Source organism: Anaerotruncus sp. (assembly GCF_057433415.1).
The window spans coordinates 67,817-83,126 of record NZ_DBMDHH010000005.1 but is presented as its reverse complement, the minus strand read 5'-3'; the positions used below and the strand labels follow the sequence as shown (position 1 = coordinate 83,126).

14 protein-coding genes are annotated in these 15,310 nt (G+C 64.2%); 1 reads left to right on the top strand and 13 read right to left on the bottom strand.

Annotated elements, in window-relative coordinates:
* From dnaK to hrcA, 3 genes are all read right to left on the bottom strand, one after another.
* On the bottom strand, positions 1-1,110 hold a 1,110-nt coding region (gene dnaK, locus ACZO3G_RS02815; protein ID WP_486846786.1), incomplete at its 3' end, for a molecular chaperone DnaK.
* Positions 1,111-1,205: 95 nt separating this feature from the next.
* A complete protein-coding gene (gene grpE, locus ACZO3G_RS02810; protein WP_101551760.1) occupies positions 1,206-1,739 on the bottom strand; it encodes a nucleotide exchange factor GrpE in 534 nt (177 codons plus the stop codon).
* Between the two features lie 28 nt (positions 1,740-1,767).
* Complete coding sequence (hrcA, locus tag ACZO3G_RS02805; protein WP_172439250.1) at positions 1,768-2,796, bottom strand: heat-inducible transcriptional repressor HrcA; 1,029 nt, start codon at positions 2,794-2,796, stop codon at positions 1,768-1,770.
* A gap of 283 nt (positions 2,797-3,079) precedes the next feature.
* On the opposite strand from hrcA, the gene ACZO3G_RS02800 reads away from it, so the two are divergent.
* Positions 3,080-3,301 (top strand): HPr family phosphocarrier protein, encoded by a 222-nt coding sequence (locus ACZO3G_RS02800; protein ID WP_207726263.1) that lies wholly within the window; start codon positions 3,080-3,082, stop codon positions 3,299-3,301.
* Positions 3,302-4,313: 1,012 nt separating this feature from the next.
* Here ACZO3G_RS02800 and ACZO3G_RS02795 read toward each other — a convergent pair.
* The 10 genes from ACZO3G_RS02795 to ACZO3G_RS02750 all read right to left on the bottom strand — a co-directional run.
* The gene (locus ACZO3G_RS02795) at positions 4,314-4,916 is read right to left on the bottom strand and encodes a recombinase family protein (protein WP_242970858.1); all 603 of its coding nucleotides are present in this window, start codon (positions 4,914-4,916) and stop codon (positions 4,314-4,316) included.
* A gap of 412 nt (positions 4,917-5,328) precedes the next feature.
* Positions 5,329-6,717, bottom strand: a complete 1,389-nt coding sequence (gene zwf / locus ACZO3G_RS02790; RefSeq protein WP_276872553.1) for a glucose-6-phosphate dehydrogenase — start codon at positions 6,715-6,717, stop codon at positions 5,329-5,331.
* Complete coding sequence (gndA, locus tag ACZO3G_RS02785; protein WP_101551767.1) at positions 6,714-8,129, bottom strand: NADP-dependent phosphogluconate dehydrogenase; 1,416 nt, start codon at positions 8,127-8,129, stop codon at positions 6,714-6,716. Before gndA ends, zwf begins: the two co-directional genes overlap by 4 nt.
* Complete coding sequence (locus ACZO3G_RS02780; protein WP_276872552.1) at positions 8,113-9,153, bottom strand: lactonase family protein; 1,041 nt, start codon at positions 9,151-9,153, stop codon at positions 8,113-8,115. Before ACZO3G_RS02780 ends, gndA begins: the two co-directional genes overlap by 17 nt.
* 273 nt (positions 9,154-9,426) lie before the next feature.
* A complete protein-coding gene (gene mgtE / locus ACZO3G_RS02775) occupies positions 9,427-10,776 on the bottom strand; it encodes a magnesium transporter (RefSeq protein WP_101551770.1) in 1,350 nt (449 codons plus the stop codon).
* A 389-nt stretch (positions 10,777-11,165) separates the two neighbouring features.
* On the bottom strand, positions 11,166-11,651 hold the full coding sequence (locus tag ACZO3G_RS02770; RefSeq protein ID WP_101551772.1) for a hypothetical protein: 486 nt from the start codon (positions 11,649-11,651) through the stop codon (positions 11,166-11,168).
* A gap of 16 nt (positions 11,652-11,667) precedes the next feature.
* Entirely contained in the window at positions 11,668-12,216 is a 549-nt protein-coding gene (locus ACZO3G_RS02765; RefSeq protein ID WP_276872550.1) for a hypothetical protein, read from the bottom strand.
* A 200-nt stretch (positions 12,217-12,416) separates the two neighbouring features.
* A complete protein-coding gene (locus ACZO3G_RS02760) occupies positions 12,417-13,049 on the bottom strand; it encodes a hypothetical protein (RefSeq protein ID WP_121587584.1) in 633 nt (210 codons plus the stop codon).
* Positions 13,050-13,150: 101 nt separating this feature from the next.
* Positions 13,151-13,684: a hypothetical protein gene (locus ACZO3G_RS02755; protein ID WP_121587585.1), complete on the bottom strand. Its 534-nt coding sequence runs from the start codon at positions 13,682-13,684 to the stop codon at positions 13,151-13,153.
* A 14-nt stretch (positions 13,685-13,698) separates the two neighbouring features.
* Positions 13,699-15,310, bottom strand: a 1,612-nt coding sequence (locus tag ACZO3G_RS02750; protein WP_486846782.1) for a hypothetical protein, incomplete at its 5' end; no start/stop codon positions are given.

Genomic DNA, 15,310 nt, shown 5'->3' with positions numbered 1-15,310 from the left:
GAGGGAGAGCGGGGTGACGTCGAGGAGCAGGAGCCCCTTCACGTCGCCGCCGAGCACGCCGCCCTGGATGGCCGCGCCGACCGCGACGCACTCGTCCGGGTTGATGCCCTTGAAGGGATCCTTGCCGCAGAACGCCTTGACCGCGTCCTGCACGGCGGGGATGCGGGTGGAACCGCCGACGAGCAGCACCTTGTCGAGGTCGGAGACCTTGAGGCCCGAGTCGGCCATCGCCTTGCGCACCGGCTCCATCGTCTTTTCGACGAGGTCGGCGGTCATCTCGTTGAACTTCGCGCGGGTCAGCGTGACGTCGAGGTGCTTCGGCCCGGTCGCGTCGGCGGTGATGAAGGGCAGGTTGATGTTCGCCTGCGTCATGCCGGAAAGCTCGATCTTCGCCTTCTCGGCGGCTTCTTTCAGGCGCTGCATGGCCATCTTGTCGCCGCGCAGGTCGATGCCGGAGTCCTTCTTGAACTCGTCCGCCAGGTAGTTGATGATCCGCTCGTCGAAGTCGTCGCCGCCCAGGCGGGTGTTGCCGTTGGTGGCGAGGACCTCCTGGACGCCGTCGCCCATCTCGATGATCGAGACGTCGAAGGTGCCGCCGCCGAGGTCGTAGACCATGACCTTCTGGTCCTGCTCCTTGTCGATGCCGTAGGCCAGCGCGGCCGCCGTCGGCTCGTTGATGATCCGCTTGACGTCGAGGCCGGCGATGCGTCCGGCGTCCTTGGTGGCCTGGCGCTGCGCGTCGGAGAAGTAGGCGGGCACGGTGATGACCGCCTCGGTGACCTTTTCGCCGAGGTAGGCTTCCGCGTCGTCGCGCAGCTTCTGCAGGACCATCGCGGAAATCTCCTGCGGGGTGTAGTTCTTGCTGTCGATCGTGACCTTGTAGCTGGAACCCATATGCCGCTTGATCGAGGAGATCGTGCGGTCGGGGTTGGTGATCGCCTGGCGCTTGGCCACCTGACCCACCATGCGCTCGCCCGTCTTGGAGAACGCGACGACCGACGGGGTCGTGCGCGCGCCTTCCGCGTTGGCGATGACGACGGGTTCGCCGCCCTCCATGACCGCCACGCAGCTATTTGTCGTACCTAAGTCGATACCGATGATTTTTCCCATGATAAAAGCCCTCCAGATCTATTAAACTTAATTTTTACGAAAGGGATATCGTTTCGCGGCTCTCCCGCGGAATCGTCTGAACCTGATTTGCGCCGTCAGTTGGCGACCTTGACCATCGCGTGCCGGATGATCCGGTCCCCGAGCTTGTAACCCTTCTGGAACACCTCGACGATGACGCCCGCCTCGGCGTCCTCGTCCTCCACGTGCATGACCGCGTTGTGGAAGTCGGGGCTGAAGACGTCGCCCGCCGCGCCGAACTCCTCGACGCCGAGCTTGGCGAAAACGTCCTTAAAGTTTTGCAGAATCATCTCGACGCCCTTTTTGAATTCGGCGTCGGTGCAGGGCGCCGCGAGCGCCCGCTCGATCGTGTCCACGACCGGCAAAAACTGCGCGACCGCGGCGGCGGTGGCCTGCGGGTAGATCGCTTCCTTCTCCCGGACGCTCCGCTTGCGGAAGTTGTCGTATTCCGCCATCGTGCGAAGCAGCTTGTCGTTCAGGGAATCGACCTGCTCCCTGAGGAGTTCGGCCTCGCTCTTTTCGGGAGCGGTCTGTTCCGCCTCCTGCGCGGGGGCCTCCTCCCGCTCCTGCGGCTCCGCCTGCGGGGCCGTGTCCTTCGTCTCTTCTGCCAAATCTGCTCACAACCTATCTCTGTTATTGTTATTCCTGCTCAAACGTCTCCGCAAGGAGCTTTCCCAGCGTTTTGGAGAAATACTCGATGTGCGGGATGATCTTCGCGTAATCCATGCGCACCGGCCCGATCACGCCGATCGCGCCCGAATTCTGCTCGCCGATCTTGTAGCGCGTGACGACCACCGAGGTGTCCGCCAGCTCGCTCTGGGGGTTTTCCTTGCCGATCGTGATAAAGACCGCGTCGCTTTTGGAGGCGAGCACCCCGAGGAGCTGTTCACGGTTGTTCATCGTCAGCAGCAGGTCGCGGGCGATATCGGAGAACTCCTTGTAGCCCAGCAGGTTGACGCTGCCGGAGGTGTAAAACTGCCCCTCGTTGATCTCGCGGCAGAGCTCGTACACGGTGGCGAGCACCGGGACGAAGAGGGTGGAGTAGTCGCCGAGGGTCACGGCGATCGAGTTGATGTACCACTGGGAGATGTCCGAAACCGATTTGCCGACCAGGCGGCCGTTGCAGAACTGGTTGAGGAATTCGACGATCTCGGTGGTCAGCCCGAAGTCGACGCGGCAGACCTTGTTTTTGATGACGCCGTTGGTCGCGATGACCAGCACGACGACGGTCCGCGCGCCCGCAGGGACGATCTCGACCCGCTTGACCTGCACCGTCTTGGGGGTGATGGTGGTCGAGACGGTCGCGCACTTGGTGTAGTCGGCGAGGGCCTCGGCCGCGTCCTCCAGGAGCCTGTCGGGATCGGGGTCGCGCACGTTGAAAAGCGCGTCGATCTCGCGCTGCTCCTCCTCCGAGAGGGGCTGGCAGTGCATGAGCTGGTCGACGTAGATGCGGTAGCCCAGATGGGAGGGCACCCGCCCCGCCGAGGTGTGGGGCTGTTCGAGCAGCCCCATGTCGAAGAGCGCCGCCATATCGTTGCGGATGGTGGCGGAGGACACCTGGAAGTCAAGCTTCCGGGCGACCGTCTTGGATCCGACGGGCTCCCCCGTCTCGATATAGGTTTCGACGATGGCCGTCAGGACCTTCAGTTTTCGAATGTCGAGCTTCACCGTTCCCACCTCACATTCCCGTTCCCGGCGAAGGGCTCTTTAGCACTCATTATTTACGAGTGCCAACAACTATAATGTACCACACTTTTCTGCAAAGTCAAGGGAATTCACGAAATGTTTACAGAATTTCTAGCACTCTATATGCGCGAATGCTAATTATGTAAATTATGTACAAACTTTAAAAAATTCATTGTACATATTGACATTGCTTCCATTTTGTAGTTTAATAGGGACAGAGAGAGAATCAACCATTTCACAACCGACAACATAAGGAGGTTTTATCATGATCATCAAAGACGTTATGCTTCACTCCGCGGAGGACCTCCGCCAGTTCATGTATCTCGCCATGCAGTCGTCCGAGGACATCGGCGTGCACACCACCGACGGCAAGATCGCGGACGCAAAATCGATCCTCGGCCTGATGGCGCTCGACTACAACAAGCCCGTCAAGGTCGTCACCGAGGACAGCCACTTCATCAAGCAGATCGAAAAGTGGGCGGTCTAAGGTATCCCCGCCTCACGGACGAGGGCCGGCGGCTCTCCCCGCGTACCCCCGCCCGATCAATGCATCCCGCAATAAAGCGGCCGCCTTTGGCGGCCGCTATTTGTTTGCCGCCGAGTGGCGGAGTTGCCGGTAGTCGACCGACAGCGACCCCTTAGGTTTACCGCTCATCGAGCGGCGCAGTTTGTCGGTGGTCGCTCGGCGAGCGGCGGAGCTACCGGGTCCCGCCCCGGCGGGCGGCCCTATTTCTTGGCCGCCCAAGAAATAGGGGAAAGAAACCGCAGGGGGCCTGGGCGGCCTGCCCGGGCTGCGCCCGGAGCGCGCTACGCGCGACGGCCGCTCGCGGGCGCTCCGCCCCGCGGCCCCGGCTTGAGTCCGCTGCGCGGACCCGGCCCTGCGGGCCGGATTCTCTATCAGGATGGCCTGCGGCCAAATCCCTGCGACCCCAGCGCCGCCTCCGGTTGGCCTTCGGCCAAAGTCGGCGGCGCCCCGTCACGGATAAACGGACAAGTGTACAGCATCCCGCCCGCCGCCGCGCCGCGGGCGCAATGCCTCTGCCCGAGAATCCCCGGAACCGTACCGGTAGTTCCCATAGGGGAGGCACGGCCGCTTTTGCGTGGCGCGTAGCGCCCACGGGGAGGCGGAAAACTGCGCGGCTTCGCCGCGCACGCGGGCAAGGCGCGCGAACGCCCGGAACGGGCGTTGTTTTCCGCCGTATGGTTTTGGCGAGCCATCCGGCTTCGGCCGTTGGGAGCGCCCGCAACCTGAATTGAGCCTTCAGCTGGTGCACCCGTGGGGAGTGACGGTAACTTGCGGGTTCTGGCAAGGTACTCCAGGGGATCCCTAAGGGGGCGGCGGAGCCCCCTTAGGCGTCCTTCTTTGGGTACTTTCTTTGACGCAAAGAAAGTACCCCGCCTGCCGGGGCGGGACCCGGCAATCTTCGCCGCCGAAGGCGGCACATCTGAAGCGCCCCGGAGGGGCGCGCAAAAAGCCCCGCCGGGCGCAGCGCGGCAAATCAGCTCTCCCCCGTCTGCTTGCGGCGGCGGTAGATGGTCGAGCGGCTGACGCCGCACAGCTTGGCAATCTCGGCGGCGGTCAGCTCCTTGCGCTGCCACTGGCAGAGCAGCTCGTCGAAGTGGTTGGGAAGCGACTTATGGGGACGGCCGAACTCGACCCCGCGCGCCTTGGCGGCGGCGATCCCCTCGGCCTGGCGGCGGCGGATGTTCTCCCGCTCGTTCTGGGCGACGAAGGAGAGAAGCTGGAGCACCAGGTCGCTGATGAAGGTGCCGAGCAGGTCGCGGCTCTGGCTGGTATCGAGCAGCGGCATGTCAAGCACGCGGATGTCGGCGCCCTTCTTCTTGGTGATGTTGCGCCACTCCTCCATGATCTCCTGGTAGTTGCGGCCCAGCCGGTCGATGCTTTTAACGACGAGCATATCCCCTTTTTTGAGCTTCCGGTAGAGCTTGCGGTAGGCGGGACGGTTGAAGTCCTTGCCGCTCTGTTTATCCACAAAGAGGAATTCCGGGCGCACCCGGGCCTCCGCCAGCGCGATGAGCTGGCGGTCTTCGTTCTGGTCCCGGGTCGACACCCGCGCGTATCCGAATATACGTGTCTCCAAAAATCCTTCCCTCCTCCGGCGCGGATACGCCGGCGACATCTCCCTGAAAACGTGTCATAAGGTAGTATCACCGGGAAGCCCGATAAAACACCCGCCGCCCGCTTCTTTCCCGCTCCGCACGCCCGTCCGGGCGGCGGGAGCGGGTGCAAATCCTGTTAAATCTGACAGAATCAGGGCAGTAAAACCCAAAGCGGCTCCAAACCGGGTTTTGGTTTGGAGCCGCTTTGACAACAATATCCTTTTCAATTGTACCAGGACGCGGGGCCGGGCATGGATTTCTGTCGGCAAGCATGACGCTCGTTACCATAATGTCTCCGTCGGATACCCGTTCTCTTTGGTTTCACTATCATTCAACGATTGTACTGCCTATTATATAGGACTCCCCCGCGATTTGCAAGACCGGGCTTTCCGCTCAATGGAACCAGCCGTGCCCGAACCGCGCGAGCAGTGCGTCCGCCTCGGGCGGGCCCATCGAGCCGGGCTCGTAGTTCAGGACCGGCAGGCCCTCGGCGCGGCCGAGCTCCCGCAGGCGTTCGACGAACCGCCAGCTCGTTTCGATCTGGTCCCACTGGGAGAACCACGACCGCTCGCCGCGGATGCAGGCGCCGAGCAGCCGCTCGTACGCCTCGGGGGTGTTGATGCGGTTTTCGAGCGAGCAGCTCTGGCAGAAATCCATCTTCGCCTGCGCGACCTCGTCGGTGTCGCCGGGGCGCTTGATGTTGAACTGCAGGTAGACCCCCTCGGTGGGCTGGATCTTGATGAGGAGCACGTCGTGAGCCACGTCGGGGGAGGGGCGGCGGAAGACGACCGCGACCTGCATCTCCCGCCGGCCGAGCTTTTTGCCGGTGCGGATGTAAAAGGGCGCGCCACGCCAGCGGTCGTTGTCGATGAAGAGGCGCAGCGCGGCGTATGTCTCGGTGGAGGAATCGGGCGCGACCGCCTTTTCCGCGCGGTAGCCCGCGTACTGCCCGAGCAGCAGGGCGTCGCGCACCCCGCCCGCCTCGGGCAGACGCAGAGCGCGCAGAACCTTGAGCTGCTCGGCGTGCATATCGGGGCCGGAGAACTGCGCGGGCCGCTCCATGGCGACGATCGACAGGATCTGGAACAGGTGGTTCTGCACCATGTCCTTGAGCGCGCCGCTCGTGTCGTAATAACCGCCGCGCGTGCCGACCCCCTCCTCCTCGAGGGCGGAAATCTGCACCGATTCGATGAACCGCGCGTCCCAGAGGTTGGTGAAGATGGGGTTGGTAAAGCGGATGGTCTGGATGTTGCGGACCATCTCCTTGCCGAGGTAGTGGTCGATGCGGTAGATGTTTTCGGGGTCGAAGAAGGCCTCCAGCCTGCGGTTGAGCTCCCCGGCGGCCGCGAGGCTTTCGCCGAACGGCTTTTCGAGAATGACCTTGCCCCGGCGCGCGCCGCGCACCGCGGCGAGCCCGTCGGCGATCACGCCGAAGAAGCGGGGCGCGACCGCGAGGTAGAAGATATGCCCGTCGACCCCCTCCGCTTCATAGTATTCCTCCAGCCCGGCGTACGCCGCCGGGTCGGAAAAGTCCATCCGGTAGTAGCCGATGCGCCCGGCGAACCGGCCGAACGCCTCCTCGGAATAGGGCAGGCGGGCGTATTTGCGGACCCATTCCCGCGCGAGCTCGCGGTAGCCCTCGTCGGTGTAGTCCCGCCGCCCGATGATGAGAATACGGTAATCCGCGCCCGGCCCGCCGGACTCGCCGGCGTTGTAGAGGGCGGGCAGCAGCTTGCGGAAGGTGAGGTCGCCGGTGCCGCCGAAGATGGTGAACGCCTTCATAGTCCCTTCCCCCATTCGTGGTGGAAGCTGCCCTCCCGGTCGGTGCGCAGGAAGGTGTGCGCGCCGAACCAGTCGCGCTGCGCCTGGATGAGGTTCGCGCCGACATGCGCACCCCGGAAGGCGTCGAGATAGGAGACGGCGGCGGTCATCGCGGGCAGCGGCAGCCCGGAGGCGATCCCCGCCCCCGCGGCGGCGCGCAGGCTCCGCTGGTTATCGGCGACCCGCGCGCGGAAGAATTCGTCCAGCATGAGGTTTTCGAGCCCCGGGTCCCGCCGGTAGGCGGCGGTGATGTCGTCGAGGAAGGCGGCCTGGATGATGCACCCGGCGCGGAAGATCGACGCGATCTCCCCGAGCCTCAGGTCCCAGCCGTACCGCCCGGACGCGTCGCGCAGCAGCGCGAAGCCCTGCGCGTAGGCGGCGATCTTCGCGGCGTAGAGCCCCTCGCGCACCTGCTCGGCAAAGGCTTCCCGGTCCCCCGCCCGCGCCGGCTCCGGACCGGGCAGCAGCTTCGCGGCCGCGGCGCGCTCCTCCAGCCGGTTGGAGAGGATGCGGGCGTTGCAGGCGGCGGTGATCATCGAGAGGTCCACCCCCTGCCTGAGCGCCTCGATGCTCGCCCAGCGGCCGGTGCCCTTCTGGGCGGCGCTGTCGACGATCCGGTCGATGAGCTCCCCCTCCGCCAGGTCGTCCCGTTCGCGGAAGACGCCCGCCGTGATGCCGACCAGGAAGCTGCGCAGCTCCCCCTCGTTCCAGCGTGCGAAGACGTCCGCCAGCTCCCGGTTGGAAAAGCCCCCCACATGCCTGAGCAGCAGGTAGCTCTCCGCGATGAGCTGCATGTCGGCGTATTCGATGCCGTTGTGCACCATCTTGACGTAGTGCCCCGCGCCGTCCGGGCCGATGTAGGCGCAGCAGGGCTCTCCCGCCGCGCGCGCGGCCACCGCCTCCAGCACCGGGCGCACGAGCGGGTATGCCTGCTCGTCGCCGCCCGGCATGATCGAGGGGCCGTGCCGCGCGCCCTCCTCGCCGCCCGAGACGCCCACGCCGAAGTAGACGATCCCCTTCTTTTCGAGCGCGGCCTGCCGCCGCCGGGTGTCCTCGAAGAAGGAGTTGCCCCCGTCGAGGAGGATGTCCCCCTCCTCGAGCAGCGGCTCCAGCTGCCCGATAACCGCGTCGACCGGCGAACCGGCCTGGATCATCAGCATGACCCTGCGGGGCCGTCTGAGGGCCGCCACGAGCTCCTGGAGGCTGTAGAAGGGGGAGAGGTTCTCATGCGGGTGTTCCCGCATCACCTGTTCGGTCACCTCGCGGCTGCGGTTGTAGCCCGCCACCCGGAAGCCGTGGTCCGCCATGTTGAGCGCGAGGCTCCGGCCCATCACCGAAAGCCCCACCATTCCGATGTCAAAAAGCGCCTGCATCCGTCATCCATCCTTTCCCGCCGCCCCCCGGGGCGGCCTGAGCGTCTTCATTCGGGGCGTCGAGCACAACCGCCACCCCTTCGCACGCGTCCACGCGCGCGCATTCCTTTCCGATGAGCCCCGTCTCCCGGTCGACCGCGAAGCACACAAGCCCGCCCGCGTTCCGGTTCGCCGCGAGCAGGAACCGCCCGTCGGGGGAGAGCAGGATGTCGCGCGGGTGGTCGCCTCCGCAGGGCGCGCGCTGGATCACCCGCGTGCGCGTCCCCCGGGCTTCGAGCACGGCGATCACGTTTTCCCCCCGCACCGAGACGTAGAGGAACCGCTCGTCGTTCGAGAGCCGCACGGCCGCCGCCTCGCTCCCCTCCCGCGCGCCGGGCGGCAGCAGCGGCTCGGCCCCGGCCGGGACGAACCCCTCCGGTCCCGCCTCGAAGCTGTAGAGCGTATTGTCCCCCTGCGCCGCCACGAAAAGCCGCTCCCCCGCCCGGTCGAACACCCCGTGGCGCGGCCCGCTCCCCTTCGGGAAGGGGACGCTCCCCGCGGGGGCCAGGCTCTCCCGGTCGAAGAGGCGGATCTCGTCGAGGTTCATGCAGGGCACAAGCAGGAACCGCCCCCGCGCCAGCACCTGGTGGCAGCCGGCCCCCGGGGCGATCTCGATCCGCTTTTCAAAGAGCGGCGCGTCCGCCTCCAGCCGGTAGACGGTCACCGTCCCCTCGTGGAAGTTCGCGCCGTAGACCCGGTCCCCGTCAAAGGCGGTATAACAGCCGGGCGTCATCTCGCAGAGATATTCGACGACGCAGGGCCCGCCGGAGGCGCGCAGGTCGGCGAGGCAGAGCCCCGCGCGGCTGCCCCGCCGCACCGGAGCGGCGAGCAGGCCGTCCCGCAGCGCGAGGTATTTGGCGTCGGGCGCCTCAAGGAGGAGCTCGGGCGCGGTGAGCGCGCCCGTCTCCCCGTCGAAGGAGAAGCGGAAAACGCCGCGGCTGCGCGGCGAATCGTAGGTGCCGAGATATCCCGTGAGAATTGCCATACCCGTCTCCTTTCCGTCTGTCACAAGCATGCCGCGGGGCCCGCCGGTTTATGCGCGTCCGCGGAATCGAAAACGATAACTGATACTGTTTACTTTTCTATCATATGCCGCGCCGCCCCGGTTGTCAAGGGGAAGCACGTGCGGACATCCGGAAAATTCCATTCTCCAACTGTAATAATATCATTTACAGTTCAAATGTCAACCCCTTTCCCCGCAGACGCCCGCGAAAAAGCCCCGGGACCGCCAAGGCGGTCCCGGGGCGCGCGTGGTCCGTCAGAGGCCGAGCAACGCCTGCGCCACCGAAAAATAGATGACGAGCGCGAACGCGTCCACGATCGTGGTGATGAGGGGAGCGGCCATGATGGCGGGGTCGGCTTTGAGCATCCGCGCGGCCATCGGGAGCACGCCGCCGATCGTCTTGGCCATGACGACGGTGGCAAAAAGGGCGAGCGCGACGGTCAGCGCAAGGGCGGGGCTTCCGGGATGGGTGATCAGCAGCCGCGCGAAGTTGACGGCGGAGAGCGCCGCGCCGACGACGAGGCTGACCCGCAGCTCCTTCCACAGCACCTGGAAGAAGTCGGCGGGCCCGATGTCACCGACGGCCATACCGCGGATGACCAGCGTGCTCGACTGACTGCCCGCGTTGCCCCCCGTGTCGGTGAGCATGGGGATGAAGGTGACGAGCAGCGGCATGGCGGCGAAGGCGGCCTCATACCGCCCGAGGATGCCGCCGGTGATCATGCCCGAAACCATGAGCACGAGCAGCCAGACGATGCGGTTTTTCGCGAGGGTAAAGACGCCGGTGCGCAGGTAGGGGCGCTCGGAGGGGACGATGGCGGCCATCTTCTCGAAGTCCTCGGTGGCCTCCTCCTCCATGACGTCCATCACGTCGTCGACGGTGACGATGCCGACCAGGCGGTTTTCCCGGTCGACCACCGGCATTGAGATGAAGTCGTACTTCATCATCCGCTGGACGGCCTCCTCCCGGTCCTCGGTCGTCTCGGCGGTGATCACGTCGGGTTCCATCAGCGCGCCGATCGTCTCGTCGTCCTGGGCGAGCAGCAGGTCCTTGACGGTCACGACCCCTTCGAGCAGACGCCGGTCGTCGATCACGTAGCAGGTGTAGATCAGCTCGCTGTCCTCGCCGGTGCGCCGGATGCGCTTGATCGCGTCCTGCACGGTCATCGACTTGCGCAGGTCGATGAACTCCGCCGTCATGATGCTGCCGACCGAGTTCTCGGGATAGTTGAGGAACTGGTTGATGAGGCTGCGGGTCTCGGGCGCCGCGCTTTTAAGCACCCGCTTCACAACGCTGGCGGGCAGCTCCTCGAGCATGTCGACCGCGTCGTCCACGAAGAGGTCCTCCACGATGGCGGAGAGCTCCTTGTCGGTGATCGACCCGACGATCACCTGCTGGGTCTCGGGCGGCAGGTTGGAAAAGACCTCCGCCGCCAGCTCCTTGGGCAGCGTGCGGAAGGCGAGGGTCGCCTTTTCCTGCGGGAGCCGCTCGATGAAGTCGGCGATGTCCACCTCGTTTTCCTCGGCGAGCGCGGCGCGCAGGCTGCGGTAATCGCGGTTTTCAAGGTACCCCATGAGCAGGTCGAAATCGTATTCCATTTCCATTGGTTCATCCTCCTGTCTGCTTTCGTTACAGCGAGGAAGCCCCAAACAGACAAAACCGCACGGGGACCCCGGCCAAACCCGGCGCCCCTGTACGGCGATATTCCTGCGGGATGCTATCTGCGGGAAAAATCAGGCGGAAACGCGGTTTTCCCGGCCCGCAACGGAACGTCGCTGTCTATTTTGGTACTTCGGCCGCAGTTATCCACTGATTTTTCCTCCTTTTTTGCTCAATTCGGCGATTTTTTCTGCAAAAATCCCCTAATACGAGAATAGCACTTTTTCACGCCCGTTTCAACCGGTTTTCACCGTTTTATTTGCATTATTGAAAGATCCAAGAAAAAGCCGGCCCCGCTTTCCGGAGAAAGCGGAACCGGCAGGGAAACGCATGGTTACGGGTCCTGTTTCCGCCGCGCGCAGAGCGCGGCGGCCGCGCCCGACGACGCGAGCAGCGCAAAGAGCAGCGCGGGCGGCAGGGAGCCGTCGCCCGTGTCGGGGATCGGCGAGACCGGGATGGGGATCTCCTCGATGATCTTCACGTCGAGCGGGACGAGAGGGCGCAGGATGCCGCCGGAATCGCCCGAACCGCCGCCCGAGCTCCCGCCGCCCGAGGGCGCCTTTTCAATCGTGAGGAAAAAGGCGGTCGAGGCCTGGAGCCTGCCGTCCTCGCCGAGCGTGAAATCGCCCGGGTCCCCCACCTCGGTGCCCGAGGGGCTGCCGGTCTCCTCCTCCGGAGTGCCCGCCCGGCCGGCGGCCGCCGGAAGGGACGGATCGATCACCTCTCCCGTATCGTCCGGCGCGGCCAGCGCCGTCACGCCGGGAAGCAGCAGGCAGAGGCTCAGGAGACACCCCGCAAGCAGCCTGATCATTCGTTTCATTCTGGTCCCTCCCCTGTCAGTTTAAAACCGTGATGGTCATTTTGGCGCCCGCCGAACCGACGTACTCCTCCGTTTCGAGGGCGTAGGCGTTGAAGACCGCGGTCGCGAGATATTCGCCCTTTTCCAGCTCCACGTCGAGCTTAGCCGACTGGATGTGGTGGTTGGGCTCGATGAGCCCCGTCTGGTAAATCAGCTCGCCCGTGTCGTCCAGCGTGATCTGCACCTGCATGAGATACTGGTTGCCCGGCACGTTTTCGATCTGGAGCGGTCCTTCCGCCTTCCCATTCGTAAAGGTGGGCGTGGTGTTGATCGAAATGTTGAACATCCCCTCGTCCACCACCCGGTTGAGCTCGGCGATGATCTCTTCCTCCGTCTTGTTTTCCAGTTGCCCGGCCAGCGCGGCCGTATCCCGCACCATGCCGGACGGCCCCGCCTTCGGGGTCCGCAGCAGGAGGACCAGCAGGACGACCAGCGCCGCCGCCAGCAGCACGCAGGCCGCCAGCAGCAGCTTTTTGCCGCCGTCCGTCCGGGCTTCGGCCCTCTCGGGCGTCTTTTGCTCTTCCATACCTTCGACCGCCTATCCTCTGTTTTTTCTATCGCAACCGCCCCTTCGGGCGCATGTATTCTAAATTTGGGGCGCGGGGAAACCCCGCGGGCTTCGGTGGGTATTCTTGTAAAAGGGGCCCCGGGCCCCGCGCGGAAGGCTTCCGCGCGGGGTTCCCGGAGAAATGTCTCAGGTTAAGTGCAAACAGGATATGAATCCGATTACGCGGCGGCGATCGTGTAGGTCAGGGTGACGACCGGCACGCTGGCGGTCTCAGTACCTTTCGCGACAAAGCACTCGAGGGGCAGGACTTTTTCAGTCGCGGTCCCATCCTTCTTGGCGACGGTCCAATTGGAGGCGACCGGAGCCGCGACGCCGTCCTTGACATCGACGCCGTTCACATAAAGCACCAGGTGTTTCTCCGTCAAGTTGTTGTTCGCGGGATTGTATGCGCTCATCTTGCCGTCCCCGCCCAGCGTCAGACCGGCAATCGAAGATCCAGCGTCCATGGTCCAGCCTTGCGCGGTCTTTGTCTCAATCGACGCCACCTTGATGTCGATCTCGCCATTGTTGACAATGCGGTAGGTGGTCGGCTCGGCGGCGGAACCGTCGGCGCCGTAGCCGTACATCGCGACAGTCAGCGGAATCGAAACGTTGATCTGGGAGTTCAGTTCGGGGTTGGTGGTGTCCTTGTCGATTTTCAGGCTGAACTCGGTGTCCGCGCTGTACTTGCCGTCAGTGGGGTTAATTTTGCTGGGCTCTGCTACAGAGGTGTCGTCAAACGCCGCGAAGGCAGTGACGCCGAGGGTCAGAACGATGGATACCGCGAGAAGAACTGCTAACATTTTTTTCATGATTTTTGACCTCCTGATGTTGATATGATATGGGTTTTATAATGACGTTTGATGGATGACCGTTTCGCTCGCATTCCCCCTTCTGCCGATACGCGGCCGCCTCAGCCTCCCACTTCCAGTTGGATCTTTGCGGCCGCCTGGCCGACGCGGGTGTGCGCCTCATCCTGAGCGTAGGCGGTAAATACCGCGGTTGCGTAATAGAAACCCTCGGGCAGCTCCTCGTCGAGCCTGATTTTCTGTATGTATTGGCCCGGCTTGATGCCCTTGGATTGGTAAACGGTTTCCCCGGTGTCGTCCAAAACGATTGACACCGTCATGTTGTAGCGGTTTCCCGGGACGTTCTCGATGTTCGCGACGCCCTCGCCCTTTGCGTCCGGGAAGGTGATGTAGGAATTGATCGCGATGTTGAACATGCCTTCGTCCACCACCCGGTTGAGCTCGGCGATGACCTCCTCCTCGCTCTTTCCCGGCAGCGCGCCGGTCAGCGCGCTCACGTCAAAGAAGCTGTCCTGCCGGTAGCTGCCGCGCCACCAGAAAAATCCCGCAGCCGCTGCCGCGACCAGAACGACCGCGATTCCCGCGGCAAGCCATGCGCGTCCCCGCTTTTTCCGCGGGGCGCTTTCGGTCTCGTTCATTTCACATCACCTCCTCAGCTCACGCTCTCGGGCGAAATGCCCACCGTATAGGTCACCTGGGCGAGCTGCTTCCCGGTCGTGCTGTCCTCGCCCTTGGCGATGTAGCTCTCGATCGCGATCGGGTAGGAGACCCACGCCCCCTCGGACGCCGCGCCCGCGATCGCCCAGCCGGTGAAGTCCGCGCCCGCCATCCAGCTTCCGCCCGCGGAAGCGGTCGTGATCTGCTGGTCCGCCAGCCGCAGGGTCGCCTGCCCGTGGGACATCTGGTTCTTGTTGACGAGGTAGGTCCGGTCAGTTCCGCTCACAAAGCCGGACGGGCTCATGAGGCGGAAACCGCTGGCGGCTTTCGCCGACAGCCCGGTCACCTTGATCGGGAAGTTGGAGCCGTTCTGGATGCCGTAGTTCGTCGGGACCGCCACCGAGCCGTCCGCGCCGTAGCCGTAGGACTGGACGGTGAGCGGCAGGGTCGCGTTGATCGCCGCGGGCTGCATCAGGAATTTGACCTCGGCGGAGCTTTCGGCTTTTTTCGTCTCCGTGCCGCCGTCCAGCAGCGACAGGTTCATGCCCAGTGTGCCGGTGTGCCGCTCCGCGATCGCGTTGGCGTTATAGAGGTGAATGGAGAAATCATGTGTGCCGCCGGCGGATACTTCCGATTTATGGCTGGCACCCGTTGAAATATTGGCATGCCTATCCGGCTCGTTATACATGAACGCAATGTTTGACATCGCATCTGTACTGCCCCATGTGACCCGGCCTATCTGGGTCGTGACGTAATTCGCCGTTTCCCAGCCGATTTCGTGCCCGTCGTCCGCCGTGTACTGGTAGCCGTCCACCAGGAGTTTCACGGCCTGGCTGTAGCCGCTGTACACTGTGAAGTCCACGGCGTCGTTGGGAACCATCGACGCCAACTCGATCGAAGTGGTCAGCGCGTCGTTTCCAGCGCTGTAGGCGAGCTCCCAGAGGGAGAGCACCGCCGGGTCGCTTCGCAGGGTTTCCGCGGAGTCGCCGGTCCCATACACCGCCTCGACCTGGTATTCGCCCGCGCCGTCGGCAAGCGTCGGCGTGAAGGAAACCGTCACGGTATTGGGGTCGCCGGCGGCGGGTAACGCCAGGATCGCACCGGCCACATAGGCGTTCTTCGTCTTATTGAAGATGCGGTAGCCCGTCGGGGTGTCGCCCGCCGTCGTGATTGTGAAGGACGCCGGGGTTCCCAGCTTCACGAAGGCGTCTTCGGGCTGGGCTGTGATCGAGCGCGGATAGCCGAGCTCAATGACCTTTCTGTCCGAGGCCCGAATGACGAACGCGAATGTGTGGTACTCGGCGTGCGCCAACGAGAATTTGCCGAGCTGGTCGGTCGCGTCGTTCGTCACGCTTGAATCAAAGACGACAATCGGGCGGCCGAGATAGCAGTCTCCCCCATCCAGGGCCACGGGGATGCTCGCGCCGGAGGGCAGGTTCGCCGTGACATTGATCTGTGTTTTGCCGCCCAGGAAAATCTCCTGGCCCTCCCCGAAGCTCAGGTCGGACGAGCCGTTCAACGTCAGGGAGCGGGTCGACGTGGAGGTCATACAGATTCCGCCACCGCCGCCTCCGCTGTTGCCCGAGAAGGACCCGCCGTTCATTTCG

Coding starts and splice junctions, on each gene's coding strand:
- ACZO3G_RS02770 (WP_101551772.1), bottom strand. CDS start 11,651: ATGAAACGAATGATCAGGCTGCTTGCGGGGTGTCTCCTGAGCCTCTGC.
- ACZO3G_RS02800 (WP_207726263.1), top strand. CDS start 3,080: ATGATCATCAAAGACGTTATGCTTCACTCCGCGGAGGACCTCCGCCAG.
- zwf (WP_276872553.1), bottom strand. CDS start 6,717: ATGAAGGCGTTCACCATCTTCGGCGGCACCGGCGACCTCACCTTCCGC.
- mgtE (WP_101551770.1), bottom strand. CDS start 10,776: ATGGAAATGGAATACGATTTCGACCTGCTCATGGGGTACCTTGAAAAC.
- ACZO3G_RS02760 (WP_121587584.1), bottom strand. CDS start 13,049: ATGAAAAAAATGTTAGCAGTTCTTCTCGCGGTATCCATCGTTCTGACC.
- ACZO3G_RS02780 (WP_276872552.1), bottom strand. CDS start 9,153: ATGGCAATTCTCACGGGATATCTCGGCACCTACGATTCGCCGCGCAGC.
- ACZO3G_RS02755 (WP_121587585.1), bottom strand. CDS start 13,684: ATGAACGAGACCGAAAGCGCCCCGCGGAAAAAGCGGGGACGCGCATGG.
- gndA (WP_101551767.1), bottom strand. CDS start 8,129: ATGCAGGCGCTTTTTGACATCGGAATGGTGGGGCTTTCGGTGATGGGC.
- ACZO3G_RS02765 (WP_276872550.1), bottom strand. CDS start 12,216: ATGGAAGAGCAAAAGACGCCCGAGAGGGCCGAAGCCCGGACGGACGGC.